At 66.5% G+C, this 24,316-nt stretch carries 28 protein-coding genes; 20 read left to right on the forward strand and 8 right to left on the reverse strand.

What is annotated here, in order from left to right:
* Positions 1-5: 5 nt before the first annotated feature.
* From AC5Y5W_RS17935 to AC5Y5W_RS17955, 5 genes are read left to right on the forward strand one after another with little or no spacing between them, the layout of a single operon-like run.
* Positions 6-248 carry a ribbon-helix-helix protein, CopG family gene (locus AC5Y5W_RS17935; RefSeq protein WP_499897111.1) on the forward strand — a complete coding sequence of 81 codons (243 nt, stop codon included), beginning with the start codon at positions 6-8 and terminating at the stop codon, positions 246-248.
* Positions 245-601, forward strand: coding sequence for a type II toxin-antitoxin system PemK/MazF family toxin (locus AC5Y5W_RS17940; protein WP_500022422.1), 357 nt, complete (start codon positions 245-247; stop codon positions 599-601). Before AC5Y5W_RS17935 ends, AC5Y5W_RS17940 begins: the two co-directional genes overlap by 4 nt.
* Positions 602-655: 54 nt before the next feature.
* Positions 656-1,477: an SDR family oxidoreductase gene (locus AC5Y5W_RS17945; protein ID WP_499897114.1), complete on the forward strand. Its 822-nt coding sequence runs from the start codon at positions 656-658 to the stop codon at positions 1,475-1,477.
* Positions 1,468-2,232: an SDR family oxidoreductase gene (locus AC5Y5W_RS17950; protein ID WP_500022435.1), complete on the forward strand. Its 765-nt coding sequence runs from the start codon at positions 1,468-1,470 to the stop codon at positions 2,230-2,232. The genes AC5Y5W_RS17945 and AC5Y5W_RS17950 overlap by 10 nt, the downstream gene beginning before the upstream one ends.
* Complete coding sequence (locus AC5Y5W_RS17955; protein ID WP_500022423.1) at positions 2,225-3,253, forward strand: phosphotransferase family protein; 1,029 nt, start codon at positions 2,225-2,227, stop codon at positions 3,251-3,253. Before AC5Y5W_RS17950 ends, AC5Y5W_RS17955 begins: the two co-directional genes overlap by 8 nt.
* Before the next feature lie 7 nt (positions 3,254-3,260).
* On the opposite strand, the gene AC5Y5W_RS17960 is transcribed toward AC5Y5W_RS17955, so the two are convergent.
* On the reverse strand, positions 3,261-4,277 hold the full coding sequence (locus AC5Y5W_RS17960; RefSeq protein ID WP_500022424.1) for a TIGR03617 family F420-dependent LLM class oxidoreductase: 1,017 nt from the start codon (positions 4,275-4,277) through the stop codon (positions 3,261-3,263).
* A 9-nt stretch (positions 4,278-4,286) separates the two neighbouring features.
* A complete protein-coding gene (locus AC5Y5W_RS17965) occupies positions 4,287-5,027 on the reverse strand; it encodes a dienelactone hydrolase family protein (protein WP_500022425.1) in 741 nt (246 codons plus the stop codon).
* A gap of 98 nt (positions 5,028-5,125) precedes the next feature.
* Between AC5Y5W_RS17965 and AC5Y5W_RS17970 the strand changes: the two genes are divergently transcribed.
* From AC5Y5W_RS17970 to AC5Y5W_RS17995, 6 genes are all read left to right on the forward strand, one after another.
* Positions 5,126-5,926 (forward strand): thymidylate synthase, encoded by an 801-nt coding sequence (locus tag AC5Y5W_RS17970; RefSeq protein WP_499897119.1) that lies wholly within the window; start codon positions 5,126-5,128, stop codon positions 5,924-5,926.
* A complete protein-coding gene (locus AC5Y5W_RS17975) occupies positions 5,923-6,405 on the forward strand; it encodes a dihydrofolate reductase (RefSeq protein WP_500022426.1) in 483 nt (160 codons plus the stop codon). The genes AC5Y5W_RS17970 and AC5Y5W_RS17975 overlap by 4 nt, the downstream gene beginning before the upstream one ends.
* A complete protein-coding gene (locus AC5Y5W_RS17980; protein WP_500022427.1) occupies positions 6,405-7,613 on the forward strand; it encodes a winged helix-turn-helix domain-containing protein in 1,209 nt (402 codons plus the stop codon). Before AC5Y5W_RS17975 ends, AC5Y5W_RS17980 begins: the two co-directional genes overlap by 1 nt.
* A gap of 72 nt (positions 7,614-7,685) precedes the next feature.
* Positions 7,686-8,438 carry an FAD-dependent thymidylate synthase gene (thyX, locus tag AC5Y5W_RS17985; protein ID WP_500022428.1) on the forward strand — a complete coding sequence of 251 codons (753 nt, stop codon included), beginning with the start codon at positions 7,686-7,688 and terminating at the stop codon, positions 8,436-8,438.
* A 21-nt stretch (positions 8,439-8,459) separates the two neighbouring features.
* Positions 8,460-9,362, forward strand: coding sequence for a 4-hydroxy-tetrahydrodipicolinate synthase (gene dapA, locus AC5Y5W_RS17990; RefSeq protein ID WP_499897124.1), 903 nt, complete (start codon positions 8,460-8,462; stop codon positions 9,360-9,362).
* A 7-nt stretch (positions 9,363-9,369) separates the two neighbouring features.
* A complete protein-coding gene (locus AC5Y5W_RS17995; protein ID WP_500022429.1) occupies positions 9,370-11,046 on the forward strand; it encodes a ribonuclease J in 1,677 nt (558 codons plus the stop codon).
* A 21-nt stretch (positions 11,047-11,067) separates the two neighbouring features.
* On the opposite strand, the gene AC5Y5W_RS18000 is transcribed toward AC5Y5W_RS17995, so the two are convergent.
* The 3 genes from AC5Y5W_RS18000 to AC5Y5W_RS18010 are packed head-to-tail and all read right to left on the reverse strand — an operon-like array spanning position 11,068 to position 13,078.
* Positions 11,068-11,940: an SAM-dependent methyltransferase gene (locus tag AC5Y5W_RS18000; RefSeq protein ID WP_500009266.1), complete on the reverse strand. Its 873-nt coding sequence runs from the start codon at positions 11,938-11,940 to the stop codon at positions 11,068-11,070.
* A gap of 2 nt (positions 11,941-11,942) precedes the next feature.
* The gene (locus AC5Y5W_RS18005) at positions 11,943-12,767 is read right to left on the reverse strand and encodes a mycofactocin-coupled SDR family oxidoreductase (protein WP_500009357.1); all 825 of its coding nucleotides are present in this window, start codon (positions 12,765-12,767) and stop codon (positions 11,943-11,945) included.
* Entirely contained in the window at positions 12,764-13,078 is a 315-nt protein-coding gene (locus AC5Y5W_RS18010) for a putative quinol monooxygenase (protein ID WP_500009267.1), read from the reverse strand. The genes AC5Y5W_RS18005 and AC5Y5W_RS18010 overlap by 4 nt, the downstream gene beginning before the upstream one ends.
* Positions 13,079-13,212: 134 nt before the next feature.
* On the opposite strand from AC5Y5W_RS18010, the gene AC5Y5W_RS18015 reads away from it, so the two are divergent.
* Positions 13,213-15,687 carry an FtsK/SpoIIIE family DNA translocase gene (locus AC5Y5W_RS18015; protein ID WP_500009268.1) on the forward strand — a complete coding sequence of 825 codons (2,475 nt, stop codon included), beginning with the start codon at positions 13,213-13,215 and terminating at the stop codon, positions 15,685-15,687.
* Positions 15,688-15,750: 63 nt separating this feature from the next.
* Here the strand turns inward: AC5Y5W_RS18015 and AC5Y5W_RS18020 are convergent, their stop codons facing one another.
* Positions 15,751-16,263, reverse strand: coding sequence for an amino-acid N-acetyltransferase (locus AC5Y5W_RS18020; protein WP_500009358.1), 513 nt, complete (start codon positions 16,261-16,263; stop codon positions 15,751-15,753).
* 118 nt (positions 16,264-16,381) lie between these two features.
* Between AC5Y5W_RS18020 and pgsA the strand changes: the two genes are divergently transcribed.
* From pgsA to pspM, 4 genes are all read left to right on the forward strand, one after another.
* Positions 16,382-16,975, forward strand: a complete 594-nt coding sequence (pgsA, locus tag AC5Y5W_RS18025; RefSeq protein ID WP_499885774.1) for a CDP-diacylglycerol--glycerol-3-phosphate 3-phosphatidyltransferase — start codon at positions 16,382-16,384, stop codon at positions 16,973-16,975.
* A gap of 97 nt (positions 16,976-17,072) precedes the next feature.
* Positions 17,073-17,390 carry a transcriptional regulator ClgR gene (gene clgR / locus AC5Y5W_RS18030; RefSeq protein ID WP_500009359.1) on the forward strand — a complete coding sequence of 106 codons (318 nt, stop codon included), beginning with the start codon at positions 17,073-17,075 and terminating at the stop codon, positions 17,388-17,390.
* Between the two features lie 158 nt (positions 17,391-17,548).
* Complete coding sequence (gene pspA / locus AC5Y5W_RS18035) at positions 17,549-18,358, forward strand: phage shock protein PspA (protein ID WP_500009269.1); 810 nt, start codon at positions 17,549-17,551, stop codon at positions 18,356-18,358.
* Between the two features lie 14 nt (positions 18,359-18,372).
* Positions 18,373-19,203, forward strand: a complete 831-nt coding sequence (gene pspM, locus AC5Y5W_RS18040; protein WP_500009270.1) for a phage shock envelope stress response protein PspM — start codon at positions 18,373-18,375, stop codon at positions 19,201-19,203.
* Here pspM and AC5Y5W_RS18045 read toward each other — a convergent pair.
* Positions 19,200-19,607 carry a DUF5313 domain-containing protein gene (locus AC5Y5W_RS18045; RefSeq protein ID WP_500009271.1) on the reverse strand — a complete coding sequence of 136 codons (408 nt, stop codon included), beginning with the start codon at positions 19,605-19,607 and terminating at the stop codon, positions 19,200-19,202. The two genes, pspM and AC5Y5W_RS18045, sit on opposite strands and share 4 nt — an antisense overlap.
* Before the next feature lie 11 nt (positions 19,608-19,618).
* A complete protein-coding gene (locus AC5Y5W_RS18050) occupies positions 19,619-20,044 on the reverse strand; it encodes a limonene-1,2-epoxide hydrolase (RefSeq protein WP_500009272.1) in 426 nt (141 codons plus the stop codon).
* A 41-nt stretch (positions 20,045-20,085) separates the two neighbouring features.
* On the opposite strand from AC5Y5W_RS18050, the gene AC5Y5W_RS18055 reads away from it, so the two are divergent.
* From AC5Y5W_RS18055 to recX, 4 genes are all read left to right on the forward strand, one after another.
* Positions 20,086-21,258, forward strand: coding sequence for a glycosyltransferase (locus AC5Y5W_RS18055; protein WP_500009273.1), 1,173 nt, complete (start codon positions 20,086-20,088; stop codon positions 21,256-21,258).
* A gap of 10 nt (positions 21,259-21,268) precedes the next feature.
* Positions 21,269-21,463: a DUF3046 domain-containing protein gene (locus AC5Y5W_RS18060; protein WP_065016413.1), complete on the forward strand. Its 195-nt coding sequence runs from the start codon at positions 21,269-21,271 to the stop codon at positions 21,461-21,463.
* Between the two features lie 205 nt (positions 21,464-21,668).
* Positions 21,669-23,801, forward strand: a complete 2,133-nt coding sequence (gene recA / locus AC5Y5W_RS18065; RefSeq protein WP_500009274.1) for an intein-containing recombinase RecA — start codon at positions 21,669-21,671, stop codon at positions 23,799-23,801.
* Positions 23,767-24,297, forward strand: coding sequence for a recombination regulator RecX (recX, locus tag AC5Y5W_RS18070; RefSeq protein WP_500009276.1), 531 nt, complete (start codon positions 23,767-23,769; stop codon positions 24,295-24,297). The genes recA and recX overlap by 35 nt, the downstream gene beginning before the upstream one ends.
* Positions 24,298-24,316: the final 19 nt, after the last annotated feature.

Consider the following 24,316-nt stretch of genomic DNA (forward strand, 5'->3'; position numbering starts at 1 on the left):
CGTGTATGGCCGAGACGCTGACGATTCGACTCGACGCTGAGGATCGGGCGGTGCTCGAGGCGGCAGCCCGTAGGCAAGGCAAGGGACTGAGTGCGTTCATTCGAGAGCTCGCCGAAGCCGCGGCGCGACAGGTGCGGCGGGAGACGATTCGGGCCGATGGGGATCGAGTGATGGCTCACCTGGCGAAGCACCCCGAAGCACGAAACGAACTCGATGCGCTCGGGACGCCGCTGACCGAGCTCCCGTGAGTCGGCACGCGGCCGGCAGCATCGTGGTAGTCGATTGGCGGGGCGGTGCATTGCCGCACGAGCCCAGCAGGGTGCGTCCCGCAGTCGTCGTCGAGGACCATGAGTTATTTCCGGACGAGTACCCGAACGTGCTGGTAGTTCCGTTGACCCGCGATGAGGGGTTGGCGCATGGGTCGTTCGCCGAGCGCATCGAACCGACCGTCGAAAACGGAGCCGATGCGACGTCTTGGGCGTTGGCCCATCACGTCACCAGCGTGTCGCTGGGGCGTGTCAACCCGACCAAGTCGCGAATTACTCCCGTGCAGTTAGCGAGTATCCGCGAACGCATCATGGTCGCGATAGGCGCCATCTGACGCCATCACATCAATCTGGCGCAATTGTGGCCCGTAACTAGAAGGATTGTGCGTGTGAAGGTTGACCACAAGGTCGCGATCGTCACCGGCGGTGGCGGCGGAATCGGCGGCGCGCTGGCGGCAAAGCTGGCGCAACAGGGCGCGCGGGTCGTCGTCGCGGATTTGGATCCGGCTGCCGCGGCGGGGGTCGTTGGACAGATCAACGCCGAGCGCTCGGGCGCGGCCGTCGGCGCGGGTGCAGACGTCTCCGACGTCACCGAGATCCGCAAGCTGATCGCACTGGCCCAAGGCGAATTCGGGCCGGTGGATTTGTATTTCGCGAACGCGGGCATTACCGGCGCTCCGGGGCTGGACCTCAGCGAGGACGACTGGGACCGGTCCATCGACGTCAATCTGCGTGCGCACATCCGCGCAGCCCAACTGCTGATACCCGAGTGGATCGAACGCGGTGAGGGTTACTTCGTCAGCACCGCGTCAGCGGCGGGGCTGCTCACCCAACTCGGCTCGGCCGCCTACTCGGTCACCAAACACGCTGCCATCGGATTCGCCGAATGGCTGAACATCACCTACGGCGACCAAGGGGTGCGGGTGAGTTGTCTGTGCCCGATGGGCGTGAACACCAAGCTGCTGTACTCCGGCGAGCAATCCGGCGACCCGCTCGGGGATCTCGCTACCCGGGCGGTGACGACCGCCGGTGACGTGCTGGAGCCGTCCGCCGTCGCCGACAGCGTGCTGACGGCCATCGACGAGGAACGGTTTTTGATCCTTCCGCACCCGCAGGTGCTGGACATGTACCGCCAGAAGGGCACCGACTACGACCGCTGGCTGCATGGCATGCGCCGTTACCAGCGCAGCCTCCAGAGGGAATCGCGATGACCGATCTCACCGGCAAAACCGCGATCGTCACCGGCGCGTCGCGCGGAATCGGGCTCGCCATCGCGCAGCGGCTGGCCGATGCCGGCGCGAACGTCGTGCTCACTTCTCGCAAGCAGGAAAGCGCAGAGGCAGCAGCCGCACAGGTTGGCGCTAACGCCGTCGGGGTCGCGGCCCACGCTGTCGACGAAGACGCGGCGCGTCACTGCGTGGAGCTGGCGCTCGACCGCTTCGGCAGCATCGACATTCTGGTCAACAACGCCGGAACCAATCCCGCCTACGGCCCGCTGATCGACCAGGACCACGCCCGCTTCGCCAAGGTCTTCGACGTCAACCTGTGGGCGCCGCTGCTGTGGACGTCGCTTGTGGTCAAGCAATGGATGGGCGAGCATCACGGGGCGGTGGTGAACACCGCGTCCATCGGCGGGCTGCATTACGCGCCGAACATGGGCATGTACAACGCCACCAAGGCCGCGCTGATCCACGTGACCAAGCAACTGGCGCTGGAGCTTTCGCCGCGGATCCGGGTCAATGCGGTGTGCCCCGGCGTGGTCCGCACCCGGCTGGCCGAGGCGCTATGGAAGGACCATGAAGACGCCTTATCGGCGTCGACTCCGTTGGGACGCGTTGGCGAGCCGGTCGACGTGGCCGCGGCGGTCGCATTCCTGGTGTCGGATGAGGCGAGTTGGATCACCGGCGAGACCATGGTGATCGACGGGGGCACGCTGCTCGGCAACGCGCAGGCGTTTCGTGGCTAACGTATTGGGCGTCGATCCGGCGGCGATCGCGGACTGGTTGCCGGAACTCGGGATCGATTTCCGTCCGCCGCTGAGCTTCGAGCGAATCGGGCTGGGACAGTCGAATTTGACCTATCGCGTGCACGACGCCCGTGGCGATCGCAGCTGGGTGCTGCGCCGCCCGCCGCTGGGGACGTTGTTGGCGTCGGCGCACGACGTCGCCCGCGAGGCGCGGATCCTGTCGGCGCTGCAGGACACCGCGGTGCCGACGCCGGCGGTGTACGGCCTGACTCGGGATCTCGATGGTGTTCCGCTGCTGTTGATGGAATTCGTCGACGGCTTGGTGCTGGACCGGATGCCGGTCGCGGAATCGCTGACGCCGCAGCGTCGCAGACAGATTGGGCTGTCAATGGCCAAGACGCTGGCCAAGATCCACGCGGTCGACATCGAGCAGGTCGGCCTCGACGACCTGGCCAGCCACAAGCCGTATGCGCAGCGGCAACTCAAGCGGTGGGCCGGACAGTGGGAGCTGTCGAAGACCCGGGAGCTGCCCGATCTCGACGACCTGACTCAACGGTTGATCGCCGCGGCGCCCGAGCAGCAGGAATTGGCCTTGGTGCACGGCGACTTTCATCTGCGCAACGTCATCACATCGCACGAGACCGGGGATGTCGTGGCCGTCGTGGACTGGGAATTGTCCACCCTCGGCGACCCGCTGGCCGACATGGGCAGCCTGCTGGCGTATTGGCCGGAATCAGCTGCTGAGGACCCCACCGGCGCGTTTGCCGCCGCTGCGCTTGACGGGTTCCCGGACCGCGCCGAGATGGCACAGGTATATCTTGCCGAAAACGGCCGCGACGCAACGACACTGAAGTACTGGCATGCGCTGGGCCTGTGGAAGGTTGCCGTCATTGCCGAGGGCGTGATGCGCCGCGCCATGGACGAGCCGCGGAACAAGGCCGCCTCGGGCACCCCGACCACCGGACGCATCGACGCGCTCGTGAGCAGGGCCCGCGAAGTGGCCGACGACGCCGGCATCTGAAAAATGGTCAAGCGCGCGAGACGCGACGGGCCACCTCGCCGTAGCGCTCGACGCGGCCCGGATCGGTCAGCGCGTTGTACAGCACGAGCCGGGTCGCGACGTCGGCGTACTTGTCGGTCAACGCGTCGGCCAGCCCGTCCCACGTCGACTCGGTGGCGAAGGCGGCGATGTGCTCGTCGCTGATCTGCGCGGCCATGCCGGCGAAGTCGCCGGCCTTCTGCTTCTCCCGGATCCGGGCGGTGGTGCCCTCGAATCCGGCCTCGTCCCAGATGAACGCGTAATTGGGCGTGCTTCCGTAAAAAGCCATGCTGACGCGCACGCGTTCGCGCTCGGCGGCCCGCTCTTCGTCATTGTCGCCGATGATCGTCAGCACCGGCACGATCACGGCGACATCCGATGCGCTGCGCCCCGCTTTCGCCGCCCCGGCGGCAATGTTCGGCACGGCGTGCCGGGTCAGGTAGCCGGGCTCGGCGATCGGATGGATGTGCACCCCGTCGGCGACTTCGCCGGCCATTCGCAGCATCCACGGATTCACCGCCGCGATATCCACTTTGGGATCGGGCGCCTCGATGGGTCCGGCGCTCCACTGCGGAGTGATGAAGTCGAGGTTGTAGAACTCGCCGTGGTGATCGAGGGTTCCGCTGCGAAACGCCGAGAAGCATGCCTTCACGGCGCGCACGTAGTCGCGCAGCCGTGGGCCGGGCCGCTCGAAGGCCACGCCGTAGCGCCGCACCACGTGCGTGCGCACCTGAGTGCCCAGACCCAGCCGAAACCTCCCACCCGTTGCCTCCTGAAGCTCCCAGGCCGCAGCGGCCGTCACGAAGGGACTGCGCGGGAAGGCCACCGCCACGCCCGTGGACAGCTCGAGGCCGGGTGCGGCCTGCGCGGCCATGGCCGCGTTGAGATAGGCCGTGCGGCCCGTCTCGGTGAACAGCAGACCGGAGAACCCCGCCGATTGGGTTCGCCGGGCGAGCTCCCCGGTCTGGAGCAACGGGACCGGGCTCGTCATCGCGTCGACGTGCATCTGCGCCGACTATTTGGCCAGCTTGGCGCCGAAGAAGTCCCGCATCGCGGTCCAATGCCGTTCGGCGGCGTCGGCGTCGTACGGCGGGTTGTCCGGGACCGCGAAGCCATGCTCAGCGGGATAGGTCTCGATGGTGTGCTCGACGCCTGCGGCGGTCAGCGCCTTGCCGAGCTGCTCGGCCTGCTGTGGTGTGAACGAGCCGTCGTTTTTGGCGCCCGCCACGTACACCGCCCCCTGAATTTGGTCGGCCAGCAGGTGTGGGCTCTCGGGGCTGTCGGTCACCAGGCCGCCACCATGAAACGACGCCGCCGCAGCGACCCGTTCCGGTTGGCGACCGGCCACCACCACCGACGTGCGTCCGCCCATGCAGTAGCCGCAGACACCGAAGCGGTTGCCGCTCACCTCCGGGCGGCCGGCCAGGTAGTCGAAGAAGGCCTCGGCGTCGATCGCCATCTTCAGTGGCGTGACGGTACCGATCATCGAAAAGAGCCGCTGACGTTCTTTGGCGTCGCTGAACGCGGTGGACATGTCGAATGGAGCCCAGTCGCCGGAGCGGTAGTAGACGTCGGGCAGCAGCACCGCGTAACCGAAGCCGGCCAGCTTGGCGGCCATCTCGTAGAAGGTGTCCCGCACACCCCCGGCGTCGGGGTACATGACCACACCGGGCCAGGGACCCTCGCCCTCGGGTGTGTAGAGCCAGATCGGGCAGCTTCCATCGGCGGTGGTGACGGTGTCGGTGATGTTCGGCATGGCTACCGTTCTACTCGCCGCGATCGTGGCTAGTTCATCGGCGTCGACCCGCCGCGCCCGGCTTCGCCGCGCTTGCGATCGCCGCTAGGCTCAGGGGCGTGTCGATCGCCACACCGTACGAGGATTTGCTGCGCCTGGTACTCGAGCGCGGCACACCGAAAGCCGATCGCACCGGCACCGGCACCCGCAGCTTGTTCGGCCACCAGATGCGCTACGACCTGTCAGCCGGCTTCCCGCTGATCACCACCAAAAAGGTGCACCTCAAATCGGTGATCTACGAACTGCTGTGGTTTTTGCGCGGCGACTCCAACATCGCCTGGCTACACGAGCACGGCGTCACCATCTGGGACGAATGGGCCTCGCAGACAGGCGATCTCGGCCCGGTGTACGGCGTGCAATGGCGATCCTGGCCCACCACCTCCGGTGCGCACATCGACCAGATCAGCGCGGCGCTGGAGTTGCTGCGCACCGATCCGGACTCGCGGCGCATCATCGTGTCGGCCTGGAACGTCGGCGACATCCCGCAGATGGCGCTGGCGCCGTGTCACGCGTTGTTCCAGTTCTACGTGGCCGACCGGAAACTGAGCTGCCAGCTCTACCAGCGCAGCGCCGACCTGTTCCTGGGCGTGCCGTTCAACATCGCCGGCTACGCGCTGCTGACCCACATGATGGCCGCCCAGGCCGGTCTTGGCGTCGGCGAATTCGTCTGGACCGGCGGCGACTGTCACATCTATGACAACCATCTCGAGCAGGTCACCGAGCAATTGCGACGCGAACCTCGGCCGTATCCCGAACTTGTTCTCGGACCGCAAGATTCGATCTTCGACTACACCTACGACGACGTCGTCGTCAAGAACTACGACCCGCACCCGGCGATCAAAGCCCCCGTCGCCGTATGACACACCTGAGCTTGATCTGGGCTCAGTCGACTTCGGGGGTCATCGGCCGCGGCGGCGGCATTCCGTGGCAGCTGCCAGAAGACCAGGCCCACTTCAAACAACTCACCATGGGCCACACCGTGGTGATGGGCCGGCTGACCTGGGAGTCGCTGCCCGAGCGGTTCCGGCCACTGCCGGGGCGCAGAAATGTCGTACTGACCCGCCAGACTGACTTCATGGCTGATGGCGCCGAGGTGGTCGGCACCCTGGAACAAGCACTGACCGACTCCGAGACCTGGGTGATCGGCGGGGAACAGATCTATGCGCTCGCAATGCCACGGGCCACCCGATGTGAGGTCACCGAGATCGAGATCGACCTGCCCCGCGACGACGGCGACGTGCTGGCCCCGATGCTCGACGAGACCTGGGTGGGCACGGCGGGGGACTGGCGCACCAGTGGGTCCGGGCTGCGTTACCGGCTGCACACCTACCTGCGGTAATGCGCACGTTGACGGTGGCGCAGGCCCGCCGGATAGCGGTCGCTGCGCAAGGATTCGCCGATGCCACCCCCACGGGCTCGATCACCCGCGGCCATCTGCGGCGCGTGATTTCCCGCATTCAGGTGCTGCAACTGGATTCGGTGTCGGTGGCCGTGCGGGCCCACTACGCCCCGGTATTCAGCCGGCTCGGACCCTACGACCGCGAGGTGCTGGACCGCGCGGCATGGAGCCATTCGGCCCGAACACCCCGGCTGCTGGTCGAGTACTGGGCACACGAGGCGGCGCTGATGGCCGTCGACGATTGGCCACTGTTGCGCTGGCGGATGCGCCGGTACCGGCACGGCCGCTGGGGTTCCCACATCGTCAAGGCCAATCCGCAACTGGCCGACGACATCGTCGCCGCTGTCGCGCAACTCGGGCCGTCGACCGCCGGACAGATCGAGGCTCATCTGGCCGCGGAACCGCGTAAAGCCAAGGGGGCCTGGTGGAATCGCAGCGACACCAAGTGGGTCGCCGAAGCGTTGTTCGCCTCCGGGGTACTGACCACCGCTACCCGGGTCGGCTTCGCCCGCCACTACGACCTGACCGAGAACGTGCTGCCGGCCGAGGTGCTGGCCCGTCAGGTGGACGACGACGAGGCCGTCCGCGAGCTGGTGCTGCGGTCTGCCACCGCGCTGGGCGTCGGCACTGACGCCGATATCCGCGACTATTTCCGGTTGTCCGCGAGCCAGGTCAAGCCGGCCATTGCCGAGCTTGTCGCCGATGGCGAGCTGGAACGCGTCGACGTCGACGGTTGGCCCGCGTCGGCCTATCTGCGGGCTGGGCAAGCGATACCGCGACGGGATCGCGGTACTGCGCTGCTGTGCCCGTTCGACCCGCTGGTCTTCTTCCGGCCAAGGGTGCAGCGGCTGTTCGGTTTTCACTACCGCATCGAGATCTACACGCCCGCTAACCAGCGCCGGTACGGCTATTACGTATGGCCGTTTCTGCTCGACGGCGAACTGGTCGGGCGAGTCGACCTCAAGGCGGACCGCGGCCGGGATGCGCTGCAGGTCGTCGGCGCCTTCGTCGAGGACGGCCGGTCACCGTCGCGCGTAGCCGAAATGCTGGCTGCCGAGCTGGAGTCGATGGCGTCCTGGCTGGGGTTGGGCAACATCGCGGTGAGCAGTCACGGCAATTTGGCGACCCAGCTCAAGACGTCGGCATGATGCGCGCGCAGGCAACCCAAGCCGGGCGACGCGGCGGCTCGCCACTGCGCGGCCGGCGCTAGGGTGAGCGCCGTGGCCGAGACGGCGCCGCTGCGCGTGCAATTGATCGCCAAGACCGAGTTCTTGGCGCCGCCCGAGGTGCCATGGAGCACCGACGCCGACGGCGGCCAGGCGCTGGTCGAGTTCGCCGGCCGGGCCTGCTACCAGAGCTGGTCAAAGCCCAACCCCAAGACCGCGACCAACGCCGGCTACCTCAACCACATCATCGACGTCGGGCATTTCTCGGTGCTCGAGCACGCCAGCGTGTCCTTCTACATCACCGGCATCTCCCGATCGTGCACCCACGAGCTGATCCGGCACCGGCACTTCTCCTACTCGCAGCTGTCGCAGCGCTACGTGCCGGAAAAGAACTCACAGGTGGTGATCCCGCCGGGCATCGAAGACGACCCGGAGCTGCAGCAACTCCTGGCCCAGGCCGCCGACGCCAGCCGGGCCACCTACACCGAACTGCTGGCCAAACTGGAAGCAAAGTTCGCTGACCAGCCCAATGCGGTCCTGCGGCGCAAGCAGGCCCGCCAAGCCGCCCGCGCCGTGCTGCCCAGCGCCACCGAAACCCGCATCGTGGTCACCGGCAATTACCGGGCCTGGCGCCACTTCGTCGCGGTGCGAGCCAGCGAGCACGCCGATGTGGAGATCCGGCGGCTGGCCATCGCCTGCCTGCGCCAACTCGCCGAGGTCGCGCCGACCGTCTTCGCCGACTTCCAGATCGCCACGCTGGCCGACGGGACAGAGGTCGCGACCAGTCCGCTGGCCACTGAAGCTTGAACCCGCGGGTAATCTGGGACCGTGAATACTGCCGGCTTCGACGCGCGGACGCGCCTGGGCACCGTCCTGACCGCGATGGTGACGCCGTTCGGTTCGGACGGCTCGGTGGACACCGTAGCGGCGGCGCGGCTGGCCAACCACCTCGTCGACGCCGGTTGTGACGGTCTGGTGCTGTCCGGCACCACGGGTGAGTCGCCGACCACCGCCGACTACGAGAAGCTCACGCTGCTGCGGGCGGTGTTGGAGGCGGTCGGCGATCGTGCCCGTGTCATCGCCGGCGCAGGGAGCAACGACACCGAACACAGTGTTCGACTGGCCGAGGCCTGCGCGGGCGTGGGCGCCCACGGGCTACTGGTCGTCACGCCGTATTACTCCAGGCCGTCGCAGGACGGGCTGTTGGCGCACTTCACCGCGGTCGCCGATGCCACCGCGTTGCCGGTCCTGCTCTACGACATCCCGCCGCGGTCGGTGGTGCCGATCCAGCCCGACACCATCCGCGCCTTGGCATCTCACCCCAATATCGTCGGGATCAAAGACGCCAAGGGTGATTTGCATGCCGGCGCGCAGCTGATGGCCGAAACCGGACTGGCCTACTACTCGGGCGACGATGTGCTGAACCTGCCGTGGCTGGCGATGGGCGCGACCGGCTTCATCAGCGTGATCTCCCACTTCGCGGCAGGGCAACTGCGAGACTTGTTGACTGCCTTCCAATCCGGAGATGTGGCGACCGCCCGCAAGATCAACGTCGCGCTCGGTCCGCTCTGCGATGCGATGAGCCGGCTGGGCGGGGTGACGATGTCCAAGACAGGGCTGCGGTTGCAGGGTATCGACGTCGGTGACCCCCGGTTGCCGCAAGTGCCGGCCAGCCCTGAGCAAGTCGAGCGGTTGGCTGCCGATATGCACGCGGCCTCGGTGCTCAGGTGACTCCCAAGTGGATGTAGACCTTTCGCCGCCAGGACCTTTGACCACTGGCGGATTGCGAGTTACTGCGCTGGGCGGGATCAGCGAAATCGGCCGCAACATGACGGTTTTCGAGCATCTAGGCCGACTGCTGATCATCGACTGCGGAGTCATGTTTCCCACCCACGACGAGCCCGCCGTCGACCTGATCCTGCCGGACCTGCGGCATATCGAAGACCGACTCGACGACGTCGAAGCGCTGGTGCTGACCCACGCGCACGAAGACCACATCGGCGCAATCCCGTTCCTGCTCAAGCAGCGCCCCGACATTCCGGTCGTCGGCTCGAAGTTCACGTTGGCCCTGGTCGCCGCGAAATGTCGTGAACACCAGCTCAAACCGGTCTTCATCGAGGTTGCCGAAGGCATGCGCAGCACGCATGGGGTGTTCGAGTGCGAGTACTTCGCGGTCAACCACTCGATTCCCGATGCGCTGGCGATCGCGGTGCGCACGGGCGCGGGAACCGTTTTGCACACCGGCGACATCAAGCTCGACCAGTTACCGCTCGACGGGCGGCCCACCGATCTGCCCGGTATGTCACGACTCGGTGCCGACGGGGTGGATCTGTTTCTGTGTGACTCGACCAACGCCGAAATTCCCGGGGTCGGGCCGTCGGAAAGCGAGGTCGGCCCGACGCTGCACCGGTTGATCCGCGGTGCCGAGGGCCGGGTGATCGTGGCGTGTTTCGCCTCCAATGTGGACCGGGTGCAGCAGATCATCGACGCGGCGGTGGCATTGGGCCGGCGGGTGTCGTTCGTCGGGCGTTCCATGGTCCGCAACATGGGCATCGCCCGCGAGCTCGGATTTCTGCGGGTGGACGACTCGGACCTGGTCGACATCGGGGCCGCGGAAATGATGCCACCCGAACGGGTGGTGCTGATCACCACCGGCACCCAGGGCGAGCCGATGTCGGCGCTGTCGCGAATGTCGCGCGGCGAGCACCGCAGCATCACGCTCAACGCTGACGACCTGATCATCCTGTCGTCGTCGCTGATACCCGGTAACGAAGAAGCCGTGTACGGCGTCATCGACGCCCTGTCCAAAATCGGCGCTCGAGTTGTCACCAACCAGCAAGTGCGGGTGCATGTTTCGGGGCACGCGTACGCGGGTGAGCTGTTGTTCCTCTACAACGGGGTGCGGCCTCGCCAGGTCATGCCGGTACACGGGACCTGGCGGATGCTGCGCGCCAACGCCGCGCTGGCCGCTCGCACCGGGGTGCCCGAGGAGTCGATCCTGTTGGCCGAGAACGGTGTGAGCGTCGACCTTGTTGCCGGCAAAGCCGCCATCGCCGGTGCGGTGCCGGTCGGCAAGATGTTCGTCGACGGGCTGATCACCGGCGACGTCGGCGACATCACCCTTGGTGAACGGCTCATCCTCTCATCGGGTTTCATCGCCGTCACCGTCGTAGTGCGCCGCGGCACCGGTCAGCCCGCGGCTTTGCCGCACCTGTATTCACGCGGCTTCTCCGAAGACCCCAAGGCGCTGGAGCCTGCGGTGCGCAAGGTCGAGGCGGAACTGGAATCGCTGACGGCCGAGAACGTCACCGATCCGGCCCGGATCGCCCAGGCGGTGCGGCGCACGGTCGGCAAATGGGTGGGCGAAACCTACCGTCGCCAGCCGATGATCGTGCCGACGGTCATCGAGGTGTGAGCGTCGCGAAGCCGTACTGCTTCAGCGTTTTTCCGCGTACGCCGACCACTCGATTTGCGATGCGGTGAGAGTGCGGCCGGTCGGCTCGACGTAACGCTGGACCAGCTGTTCGGGCCCCACCTGCTCGATCAGCCGCCAGCCGAACTGGTCGAGAAACGGCGCCACCTCGTGGGGCGCCAGCCCGAAGTGCCACAGTCGGCGACGTTGCCGAACCTTGCGGTACAACGACTTTGCACCGTAGAGGTTGGTGCCGTCGATGAAATCGCGCCGAACATAGGTGAATGCCAGCCGACTACCCGATGCGACGGGTCGCAGTCCTGCCAGCGTCGCATGCACGGCGTCAGCGGTGAGGTACTGCGTCACGCCTTCCCAGATGAAAAACGTGCGATGGCCGGCTCGGTAACCGAGCCCGGTCAAGACCGTGAGCAGGTCGTCGTGCTCGAAGTCCACCGGCACCAACCGGACGGATAGCGGTTGCTCGCCCAGCACCCGCTGCACCGCCGCCGCCTTGCGGGCGATGTTGACCGGCTGGTCGACCTCGAAGATCGGGATGCGGGTGTGTTGCGCCAGATGATAGGCGCGAGTGTCCAACCCGGCGCCGAGGACTACCACGGTGTCGATACCGTCCAGTGCCTCGTCGAGCTTGTCGGCGATGTAGTGCTTACGACAGGCGAGGTTGGTCCACAGTCCCGGGCCGCCTCGCTCCATGCCGGCCATCATCAGCCGCCGCAGCGGCGCCGGGCGTAACGCGGCGACCAGCCACCGCGTGGGTGCCGGCAGGAACCGGGCCGCCAGGTCGTCATTGACCAACCGTTTTGCCGGTGGTTCATGCTGTTCGATCGCTGTCAGCGCGATCGGGCCGAACGCGGTCTGCGCCGCCGGGTTTCGCGCCATCGCTAGCGCTTATTCACAAAGCCCGCGTCGACCGGCAACGTGATCCCGGTGATGTAGCGGGCCTGATCGGAAACCAGCCAGGCCACCGCGTTGGCGATGTCATCGGGCTGCAACACCTGCACCGGCAACGCGTTGCCCATGTCCGGCGGTGCACCGGACTCGGCGACCAGATCAGCCAACCATTGGCGGGTGAACTCGTTGTTGATCATCGGAGTGTCGACACCGGCCGGGTGCACCGAGTTGACCCGAATACTATGCGGCGCAAGATGGTTGGCGTAGACGCGCATCAGGCCGACCAGGCCGTGCTTGGCGGCGGCGTAGCCGATGGAGCCAGCGTCGGTGCTGCCGATCCCCGAAAGCCCGGCGGCCGAACTGATCAAGACGATCGACCCGCCGTCGCCCTGGGAGATCATCGTCGGTATCGCGACTTCCACGGTGTGATGAACTCCGGTCAGGTTGACATCGATGACGTCGCGCCAGCCGTCGGCGCCGGCCTGCATCGGTGCGATACCGGCGTTGGCGACCACGATGTCCAACCGACCGAGATCATCGAGGCCCGCCTGCAGCGCGGCGGTCAGCGAGTCGCGGTCGCGCACATCACCCTGACTCGCCACGATGCGGGCTCCGGTGTCCTCGACGAGCTTGACGGTGGCGGCCAGATCGTCGGCGGTGGCCAGCGGATACGGCACGCTGGCGATCCGGTCGCACAAATCGACCGCGATGATGTCGGCGCCGTCAGCGGCCAGTCGCACCGCATGGGCGCGGCCCTGGCCGCGCGCGGCGCCGGTGATCAGCGCGACTTTGCCGGCGAGAGGGCGGCCCATCAGGGACGTAGCTGACCCTTGGCAGGATCGCCGGCGACGACCGGTTGCAGCATCTTGATGTCGGGTGCCCCGGCCAGGTGCTCGCCGGCGTCTTTGAACATCGTCGCCATCGCAGGCGCGGTGCTGTGAGCTTTGAGCGCGTCTTCGTCCGCCCACTGCTCGACGAACACGAACGTTTCGCCCGATTCGTGCAGGGAGTACAGCTGACAGCCCGGTTCGCCGTGCACGTCCTGGACCGCGCGGCTCAGGATGTCGCGGACGGTGTCGACCGACTCCGGCTTGACGGTAAGGGTGGCGACGACAACGACGGGCATAGTGGAAGCTCCTCGAGGTAGCTGACGTGACGGCTGTCACCCTACTCAGGCTTTCTGCTCGTCCCGGTAGCCAGGTGCCGGTTACCAGTGTGGCGGATGGTGCAGATGGTGCACTTGCGACTAGGCTTGCCGACATGGCTAGTAAGACCGTGGCCCGATCCGGTGCCCGAACGAGCAGGTCAAAGGCCACGCCGCGGCGCGGCACCCGATCCACGCGCTCAGCATCGCCACGGCGGCGGCCGTCAGCGCCCGCCAAGCGCCGCAACCCATCGTTGGTTGCCACGGCCGGGCTGACCTGTGGGCGTGCGGTGCGCGCCGGGTGGCTGATGCTGGCCAAGGGCACCGGCACCACCGCGCGGTCGGTGGGCCGGGCCCGTGACATCGACCCGGGCCACCGCCGCGACGGGATTGCGCTGGCCCTGCTGGCGCTTGCCGTCGTCATCGCCGCCAGCTCGTGGTTCGATGCAGCCCGCCCGGTAGGAGCGTGGGTTGACTCCGTGTTGCGGACGTTCATCGGATCAGCCGTGGTGGTGCTGCCGGTGGTCACGGCCGCGGTGGCGGTGCTGCTGATGCGCACGGAGCCCGACCCGGACGCCCGGCCGCGGCTGGTGCTCGGCTCGGCGATGGTTGCGCTGCCGGTGCTGGGACTGTGGCATCTGTGGGCCGGCTCGCCCGGCGCGCCGGAGGCACGCCAGCACGCGGCGGGCTTTATCGGGTTCGCCATCGGGGGACCGCTCTCGGACGGATTGAGCAAGTGGATCGCCGCACCGCTGTTGTTCATCGCCGCACTGTTCGGACTACTGCTGTTGACCGGCACCACGATCCGCGAGGTGCCCGACACGGTGCGTGCCATGTTCGGCACCCGGATGTTCGGCTACGACTACCCGGATGAATCCGAGTACGACGAGCCGGAAGCCGAAAATGCTGCGCCGGAGGACTTTTCCGACGGCTACTACGACGACCCAGCGGGCTACGGCGACGACGAACCGCAGGTGTGGCCATCCCGCGACCAGCCCGTCGCCGCCGACGACACCCCAACGGTTCCGGAGCCTGCCGTCGCACGCAGCCGTCGCAAAGCCAAGCGCGAACCGCAGGTCACCGATCGGGTCGTCGAGGGGCCCTACACCCTGCCGCCATTGAGTCTGCTGGTCGCCGGTGATCCGCCGAAGCGGCGCAGCGCCGCCAACGAGCAGATGGTCGACGCGATCACGTCGGTACTGCAGCAGTTCAAGGTCGACGCGGCGGTGACCGGTTGCACCCGCGGACCCACCGTCACCCGCTATGAGGTCGAACTCGGCCCGGGCGTGAAGGTTGAGAAAATCACTGCGCTGCACCGCAATATCGCCTACGCGGTGGCCACCGAGAGTGTCCGGATGCTGGCCCCGATCCCCGGCAAATCCGCGGTCGGCATCGAGGTGCCCAACACCGACCGGGAGATGGTGCGCCTGGCCGACGTGCTCACCGCACGAGAGACCCGTCGCGACCACCATCCGCTGGTGATCGGCCTGGGCAAAGACATCGAAGGCGACTTCATCAGCGCCAACCTCGCCAAGATGCCGCACCTGCTGGTGGCCGGCTCGACCGGGTCCGGTAAGTCCAGCTTCGTCAACTCCATGCTGGTGTCGTTGCTGGCGCGGGCCACCCCCGAGGAGGTCAGGATGATCCTGATCGACCCCAAGATGGTGGAACTCACGCCCTACGAAGGCATTCCGCACCTGATCACTCCGATCATCACCCAGCCCAAGAAGGCGGCCGCCGCGCTGGCCTGGCTGGTCGAGGAGATGGAGCAGCGCTACCAGGACATGCAGGCCTCCCGGGTGCGCCACATCGACGACTTCAACGAGAAGGTGCGCTCTGGGGCCATCACCACGCCACTGGGCAGCCAGCGCGAGTACCGGCCCTATCCGTATGTGGTGGCCATCGTCGACGAGTTGGCCGATTTGATGATGACCGCGCCCCGCGACGTCGAGGACGCGATCGTGCGGATCACCCAGAAGGCCCGCGCGGCCGGTATCCATCTGGTGCTGGCCACCCAGCGCCCGTCGGTGGACGTGGTCACCGGCCTGATCAAGACCAACGTGCCGTCCCGGCTGGCGTTCGCCACGTCATCGCTCACCGACTCCCGGGTGATCCTCGACCAGGCGGGTGCCGAAAAACTGATCGGGATGGGCGACGGGCTGTTCCTGCCCATGGGCGCGGGGAAACCGCTCCGCCTGCAGGGGGCGTTCATCACCGATGAGGAGATCCACGCCGTCGTCGCCGCGTGCAAAGAACAAGCCGAACCCGAGTACACCGACGGCGTCACCACTGCCAAGCCCACCGGGGAACGCAAAGATGTCGACCCCGACATCGGCGACGACATGGACGTGTTCCTGCAGGCCGTCGAGCTGGTGGTGTCGAGTCAATTCGGCTCCACGTCGATGTTGCAGCGCAAACTGCGGGTCGGCTTTGCCAAGGCCGGCCGGCTGATGGACCTGATGGAGACCCGCGGCATCGTCGGGCCGTCCGAGGGCTCCAAGGCCCGAGAGGTCCTGGTCAAACCCGACGAGCTGGCCGCGACGCTGACGTCGATCCGGGGCGGCGGGGAGGACGCCGAGGACGCCGACTAGCGCCGAAAGTGAAACTGTTGCGAATTTTCGGCCGGGTTTTCGCAACAGGTTCACGCTCGGCGGCTACAGCACCAGCAGCATGCGGGTGTTGCCGAGGATGTTGGGCTTGACGTAGCTCAGGTCGAGGAATTCGGCGACACCGATGTCATAGGAGCGGCACATCTCCTCGTAGACCTCGGCGGTCACCGGGGTGCCGTCGATCTCGGCGAAACCGTGCCGGCTGAAGAATTCGATCTCGAAGGTCAACACGAACAGCCGCTGCAATTGCAGATCGCGGGCCACCTCGAGCAGGCGATCGACGATCGCATGGCCGATACCACGGCCGGTCACGCTCGGGTCGACCGCGACGGTGCGCACCTCGCCGAGGTCCGACCACAACACGTGCAGCGCTCCACAGCCGACCACCTCGTCCTCGTGTTCGGCCACCCAAAACTCCTGCACGGCCTCGTACAGCGTTACCAGGTTTTTTTCCAGCAAAATCTTGCCGGCGTAGGTGTCGACGAGTCGCTTGATCGCCGGCACATCGGAGGTCCGTGCGCGCCGGACGGCCGGCCGGTAGGCACGTGGACCCCCCACTGCGTTCACGGGTGCAGAGTATCGGTTTCGGCCCTGCGGCGATCGCAAGCGCGGCGGAGCGGGGCGCAGGGGGTCGCCGCCATTCGGCTCAGCCAAGGTCAACCGATATTCTGATGCCGTGACGGGGCAGCCTCAAACCGGTCCGATGGTCCGGCGTGTGCGCGTCACCAACCTCGCCAACATGCTCACGCTGCTGCGTCTGGTGTTGGTTCCGGTCTTCCTGTTGGCACTGTTTGCCGGGGATGGACACGAAACCCCCAGCCGCATCGTGGCTTTCGTGATTTTCGCGGTAGCGGTCATCACCGATCGCTTCGACGGCGCGCTGGCCCGCAACTACGGGATGGTGACCGAGTTCGGCACGATGGCCGACCCGATTGCCGACAAGACCCTTATCGGCGCGGCGCTGATCGGGCTGGCGATGCTCGGCGACCTGCCGTGGTGGGTCACCGTGCTGATCTTGGTGCGCGAGGTCGGCATCACCGTGCTGCGGTTCGCCGTGCTGCGCCGCGGCGTCATTCCCGCCAGTCGCGGCGGCAAGCTCAAGACGCTCGTGCAGGCGGTGGCCATCGGATTGTTCGTGCTGCCGTTGTCCGGATCATGGCTGGTCCTGGCAACGGTGGTGATGGCGATTGCCATCGTGCTGACCGTGGTCACCGGTGTGGACTACGTCGCGTCTGCCGTACGAGACGTCCGGGGACGGTCTGCGCCCTGAGGCAATAGGGCCTGTGCACGGGGAACCAATGCCGACCCGCGTGGCGTTGACCTAGATGACCAGTGTCAATCTGCGTGACCGGACCAAGGAGTGCACAATGCCGCCATTGTTGCGTGAGGTCATCGGCGACGTGCTGCGCCGGGCCCGGACTTCACAAGGCCGCACCCTGCGCGAAGTCTCCGACGTCGCCCGGGTCAGCCTGGGATATCTCTCCGAGGTCGAGCGCGGCCGCAAAGAAGCCTCCAGCGAGTTGCTGAGCGCCATCTGCGATGCGCTGGAGGTGTCGCTGTCGGACCTGCTCGTCGGCGCCGGTGAGCGCCTGGCCCGCCAAGAACACACCACGTCCAGCGCCGCCAACATCGACGCCGACACCAAGGTCGTCATCCCGCCGGTGGTCTCGCTGGCCGTCGCCTGAGCGTGGCGATCCGGCCGGCGCCGGGCGGTTTCCGCGCCGACATTGTCGAGCGTCTGCGCGCCGAGGGTGTAGCCATCGGCGCCAAGCCGATAAATTGAGCAGCAGGGCTAGCGCACCAGCCCCATCCGGCAGACACGAAAGAAGGCGGAGCTAAACAGATGGCCAATCCGTTCGTCAAAGCGTGGAAGTACGTGATGGCGCTGTTCAACGCGAAGATCGACGAGCACGCCGACCCGAAAGTCCAGATCCAGCAGGCCATCGAGGAAGCGCAGCGCACCCATCAGGCGCTGACGCAGCAGGCCGCCCAAGTGATCGGCAATCAGCGCCAACTCGAGATGCGGCTCAACCGGCAGCTGGCCGACATCGAAAAACTCCAGGTCAACGTGCGCCAAGCGCTGACGCTGGCCGACCAGGCCACCGCTGCCGGAGACACCGCCAAGGCCACCGAGTACAACAACGCCGCCGAGGCGTTCGCGGCCCAGTTGGTGACCGCCGAGCAGAGCGTCGAAGACCTCAAGGGCCTGCATGACCAAGCGCTGCAGGCCGCCGCGCAAGCCAAAAAGGCCGTCGAGCAAAACGCGATGGTGCTGCAGCAGAAGATCGCCGAGCGCACCAAGCTGCTCAGCCAGCTCGAGCAGGCCAAGATGCAGGAGCAAGTCAGCGCGTCGCTGCGGTCAATGAGCGAACTCGCCGCGCCCGGCAACACCCCCAGCCTTGACGAGGTGCGCGACAAGATCGAACGGCGCTACGCCAACGCGCTGGGCGCCGCCGAACTCGCGCAGAACTCGGTGCAGGGCCGCATGCTCGAGGTCGAGCAGGCCGGCGTGCAGATGGCCGGGCATTCGCGGCTGGAGCAGATCCGCGCGTCGATGCGCGGTGACGCGTTACCCGCCGGCGGCAATGCCGCCAGTCCGGGCACACCGGCCGCCGACCCGGCCGCCGCTGAGAAGCCGCTCGGTCAGCAGTAGCCGGGACGGGCGACATGGCGGTGAAATCGGGTCAACGCGTTACGGCAACCGGTCAGTGGCGCACGCTCGTGCAGCGGGGTCTGGACACGGCCGGCGAGTTCTCCGATCTGGTGATGCGCAAGATCAGCGCGGTCACCGACCCGCGAGCGCGACTGCTGCGTCGCCGCCGACGGGCATTGCGCTGGGGTCTGATCTTCGGCGCCGGTTGCGTGTTCTGGGGCCTGGTGACGGCGCTGCTGGCGGCGTGGGGCTGGTTCACGCTGCTGCTGGTGATCACCGGCTCGATCGCCGTCGCGCAGGCGATTCCGGCGACGCTGCTGCTGCTGCGCTACCGGTGGTTGCACGCAGTGCCGCTGCCGGTGCAGCGGCCCGGCAGCACACGCCGGCTGCCGCCGCCCGGCTCGGCCGCGCGATCGGCAATGTTTGCCCTGGGTGCCTCCGAACGCGGCTTCTTTTCGCTGCTGGGCGTTATGGAGCGGGGCAACATGTTGCCGCCCGACGAGATACGCGACCTGACTACCGCGGCCAACCAGACCGCGGCGGCCATGGCGGCGACAGCCGCGGAAGTGGTGTCGATGGAGCGGGCGGCGCATTTCACTCCGCAGTCACGCACACATCTAGTGCCCACGATCAACGCGTTCACCGCTCAGTTGGGCACCGGCGTGCGTCAGTACAACGAAATGGTCACCGCTGCAGCACAGTTGGTGTCGGCCGCGAACGGTGACGCCGCGGCGCCCTCGCCGTTGTCCCGGCAGCATTATCGCGAGGAACTGGTCGGGGCGACAGACCGTCTGGTCGGCTGGGCGCAGGCGTTCGACGAACTCGGCGGGTTGCCGCGGGCCTAGATGTCGTGGCTGCGATGCGGCGCTGACTCGGGCCGCGGGCCGTAGCGCTCGATGTACGCCCGATGGATGTGGGCGTCGCGTTGCCGGGCCCGTTCGTCGACCAGGTCGGGATCGAGATTGTGCATGCGCAGCATGTGGCGACGCCACACCTTGTTCAGCGCATGCGAGAAATACACGAACGGAATGAGAATCGGCAGCGTCATGCCCGCATGCACGTAGAGCGTCGTCGGGATCAGCCAGAACGGGGCGAGCACCAGCACCGCCGGAACGGCGACCCTGATCATCATCCGGGCAGTGGCACCCTTGCCGGCCAGGTCGTTGCGCACCCAATCGCGCATCGAACTGGGCAGCGGGTGGCCATAGCAGTAACGGATGTACTGGATAGCGTTAGGTCGTTCGCGCATTGCACTCGTACCTAGAACGACGCCTTTAGTGACGGCAGCGCCAGGGCCGCGAGACCACGAACCGTCGCTTTCAGCATGTCGTAGAAGTCGAAGTAGTCACGCCACAAGGTGATTTGCCCGTCGTGGACTTCAAACACCCCGCAGACCCAGAACTGCAGTCGCAGCGGGCCGAAGATCAGCGCATCGCTGCGTTCGGTGAGCACGGCGGCGCCGTCGGCGGCGATGCGATGGATCTTCACTTCGAAAGCGGTGCTGCCACCCTCCATCCGCCGGAACAGCTTCATCGCCCGGTGACGGCCATAGATCGTCGGTAGCCCGACGTTCTGGTACACCAGGTCGGCCGCCAACGCGGCCTCGGCGGTGTCGAAGTCCTCGTCCTGCAACGCGTTCAGGAATATCTCGACCGTTCGGGTGTTTTCCATGGTCTGCTCGGTCATGGTCACCAGCCTAGATGCGGCCGCTGTGGCAGGGTAGGCCCGTGCGCGTCGCTGTGGTCGCCGGGCCGGATCCCGGGCACTCGTTTCCCGCGATCGCGCTGTGCCAGCGATTCGCTGCGGCGGGTGACGCCCCGACTTTGCTCACCGGCACCGAATGGCTCGAGGACACGCGTGCCGCCGGCGTCGACGCCGTGGAGTTGGTGGGACTCGATCCGACCGCGGCCGACGACGACCGTGACGCCGGCGCCAAGATTCACCAGCGGGCGGCGCGGATGGCTGTGCTCAATGTTCCGCAGCTGCGGGGCCTGGCGCCGGGACTGGTGGTGTCCGATGTCATCACGGCGTGCGGCGGCATGGCCGCTGAGTTGATGGGACTCCCGTGGATCGAGCTCAACCCGCATCCGCTGTACCTGCCGTCGAAGGGGTTGCCTCCGCTGGGAAGCGGCCTCGCCCCGGGCACCGGCATGCGCGGTCGGCTGCGCGACTCGGTGATGCGGGCGCTGACCGCCCGATCCTGGCGCGAAGGGCTACGTCAGCGAGCGGCGGTGCGCGCCGAGATCGGTCTTCCGGCCCGCGACCCGGGGCCGTTGCGGCGGCTGATTGCCACGCTGCCCGCATTGGAGGTGCCCCGGCCGGACTGGCCGGCCGAAGCCGTCATGGTGGGGCCACTGCACTTCGAACCGACCCAGCACGTGTTGCCTGTCCCGCCCGGTTCCGGTCCGGTGGTGGTGGTGGCGCCGTCGACGGCGCTGACCGGAACACAGGGGATGGCCGAGACCGCCCTGGACTGCCTGGTGCCGGGAAAGCAGCTGCCGTCCGGGGCGCGCATCGTTGTCTCGAGGCTGAACGGTCCCGAGTTGACGGTTCCGCCGTACGCCGTGGTGGGGCTGGGCCGTCAGGACGAGCTGCTGGCGGATGCCGACGTGGTGATCTGCGGCGGCGGGCATGGAATGGTGGCCAAGACGCTGCTGGCCGGTGTGCCGCTGGTGGTGGTTCCAGGCGGTGGTGACCAGTGGGAGATGGCCAACCGGGTGGCGCGTCAGGGCAGCGGGCGGTTGATCCGGCCGCTGACTGCCGACGCGTTGGTCGCTGCGGTCGGCGAGGTGCTGTCGACACCGAGCTACCGCGACGCGGCCCGCCGGGCGGCAGCCAGCATCGGCGACGTGGTTGATCCGGTGCGGGTATGCCACGAAGCGCTGGTACACGCTGGGTAAGTTGGACGTCGTGCGTCTCACGGAGTTCAACGAGCTGGTCACTATGCGATTCGGTGTTACCTACGGTGCTTCGGTGCTGGCCGACCATGTGCTGAGCGGGTTCGACGGGCGCACCGCCGCACAGGCGATCGAGGACGGCGTGGATCCGCGCGACGTCTGGCGGGCGCTGTGCGTGGACTTCGATGTCCCTCGCGAACAGTGGTGAGGTCTGCATTCGGGGCGCCGGTCGCCTGAGAGACCCCCGTCCGCCCCACTGGACACACACTCGGCGCGCCTCCTTGCTCTCGAACACACGTTCGTTACTGTGGTGAGCGTTCGACGGCGAGGACTTGTCGGTGGGCTGTTCTAGCGTCACGGCCAACTGACCAAGACCGGTCAACCGAACACCGACTACACCGAGAGGTAGCACCATGGCGCAAATCCCTGACCGCGAGAAAGCCCTCGATCTGGCGATGGCCCAGATCGAGAAGAATTACGGCAAAGGATCGGTGATGCGCCTCGGGGACGAGGTGCGTCAGCCGATATCGGTCATCCCGACCGGATCGATCGCACTGGACGTTGCCCTGGGCATCGGCGGCCTACCGCGCGGCCGCGTCGTCGAGATCTATGGCCCGGAGTCCTCGGGTAAGACCACTGTCGCCCTGCACGCGGTGGCCAACGCCCAGGCCGCCGGCGGTATCGCGGCATTCATCGACGCCGAGCACGCGCTGGACCCCGAGTACGCCAAGAAGTTGGGTGTGGACACTGATTCGCTGCTGGTATCCCAGCCCGACACCGGTGAGCAGGCACTGGAGATCGCCGACATGCTGATCCGCTCCGGCGCGCTGGACATTCTGGTCATCGACTCGGTGGCCGCGCTGGTGCCGCGGGCGGAGATCGAAGGCGAGATGGGAGACAGCCACGTCGGTTTGCAGGCCCGGCTGATGAGCCAGGCTCTGCGGAAAATGACTGGTGCACTTAATAATTCGGGTACCACCGCGATCTTCATCAACCAGCTGCGCGAAAAAATCGGTGTGATGTTCGGGTGCATGAACTATGCCACCCGAGTGACCTTGGCCGACGGCAGCACCGAGAAAATCGGCAAGATTGTCAACAACAAGATGGATGTCGAGGTGCTGTCCTATGACCCGGCGACCGATCAGATCGTGCCCCGCAAGGTGGTGAACTGGTTCAACAACGGCCCAGCCGAGCAGTTCCTGCAATTCACTGTCGAAAAGTCCGGCGGCAACGGCAAGTCACAGTTCGCCGCCACGCCCAACCATCTGATCCGGACCCCGGGCGGCTGGACCGAAGCCGGCGACCTCACCACCGGTGATCGGGTGCTGGCCGCAGAACCGCATCGGCTTAGCGACCAACAGTTCCAGGTCGTGCTCGGCTCATTGATGGGCGACGGAAATCTGTCGCCGAACCTGCGGGACCGCAACGGTGTTCGCTTCCGGATGGGGCACGGTGCCAAGCAGTTCGAGTATCTGCAGTGGAAGACCGATTTACTCGGTAATATTCAGCATTCAAAGCGGGAGAACGACAAGGGTGCGCACTTCGTCGACTTCACACCGTTACCCGAATTAGCTGAACTGCAGCGCGCGGTATACCTAGGTGACGGCAAGAAGTTCCTCTCCGAGGAGTATCTCAAGGCATTGACGCCATTAGCCCTAGCCATTTGGTACATGGACGACGGTTCCTTCGCTCTCCGTTCCAAGGGGCTGCAACAGCGCACTGCTGGAGGTAGCGGTCGTGTCGAGATCTGTGTCGAAGCTATGACCGAGGGCACTCGGGAACGACTGCGTGACTACCTACACGACATGCACGGGCTGGATGTACGCCTGCGGCAATCGGGCGCCGCCGGTAAGGCAGTGCTCGTATTCTCCACCGCGTCCAGCGCCAAATTTCAAGAAGTGGTAGCGCCCTACATGGCGCCGTCCATGGAATACAAGCTGCTACCGCGATTCCGCGGACAGAGTAGCGTCGTGCCGCAGATCGTCGAACCGACTCAGCGGCTGGTCCCAGCGCGGATTCTCGATGTCCATGTCAAACCCCACACGCGGTCGATGAATCGCTTCGACATCGAGGTTGAGGGCAACCACAACTACTTCGTCGATGGTGTGATGGTGCACAATTCACCTGAAACAACAACGGGCGGAAAGGCTTTGAAGTTCTACGCTTCGGTTCGCCTGGATGTCAGGCGAATCGAGACGCTCAAGGACGGCACTGACGCGGTCGGTAACCGCACCCGGGTCAAGGTGGTGAAGAACAAGGTCAGCCCACCGTTCAAGCAGGCCGAGTTCGACATCCTTTACGGCAAGGGCATCAGCAAAGAAGGCTCGCTGATTGACATGGGTGTAGACCAGGGCTTCATCCGTAAGTCCGGCTCCTGGTTCACCTACGAGGGCGAACAACTCGGCCAGGGCAAGGAGAATGCTCGCAACTTCCTGCTGGAGAACACCGACGTGGCCGCCGAGATCGAGAAGAAGATCAAGGAAAAGCTCGGTATCGGCGCGGTGGTGACCGATGACGACGTCTTGCCCGCCCCCGTCGACTTCTGACGGGGCGCCGGCTCGCGAAGAGCAGGCGCGGGCATTGTGCCTGCGCCTGCTCACGGCGAGGTCACGCACCCGAGCCGAACTCGAAGGCCAGCTGGCCAAGCGGGGATATCCGGACGATGTGAGCACCACGGTGCTGGACCGGCTGGCCGCGGTCGGCTTGGTCGACGACGTCGATTTCGCCGAACAGTGGGTGCACTCCCGTCGAGCGAACGCCGGAAAAGGCAAGCGGGCGTTGGCAGCTGAGCTGCGCACCAAAGGTATCGACAACGAGGTGATCACCGCGGTGCTCAGCGACATCGATGCCGGAGCCGAGCGGGATCGAGCCGAACAGCTGGTGCGGGCCAGGATGCGCCAAGAGCGTTTGAACAACGACGACGATGCACGAGTCAGCCGCAGGCTGGTCGCGATGCTGGCGCGCCGCGGCTACGGCCAAACCATGGCTTACGACGTGGTCAGTACCGAGCTGGCCGCCGAGCGGGAGCGTCGACGGGTTTAGACCGTACCCAGCCGCGCCG

The organism is Mycobacterium sp. NGS51 (assembly GCF_059812525.1).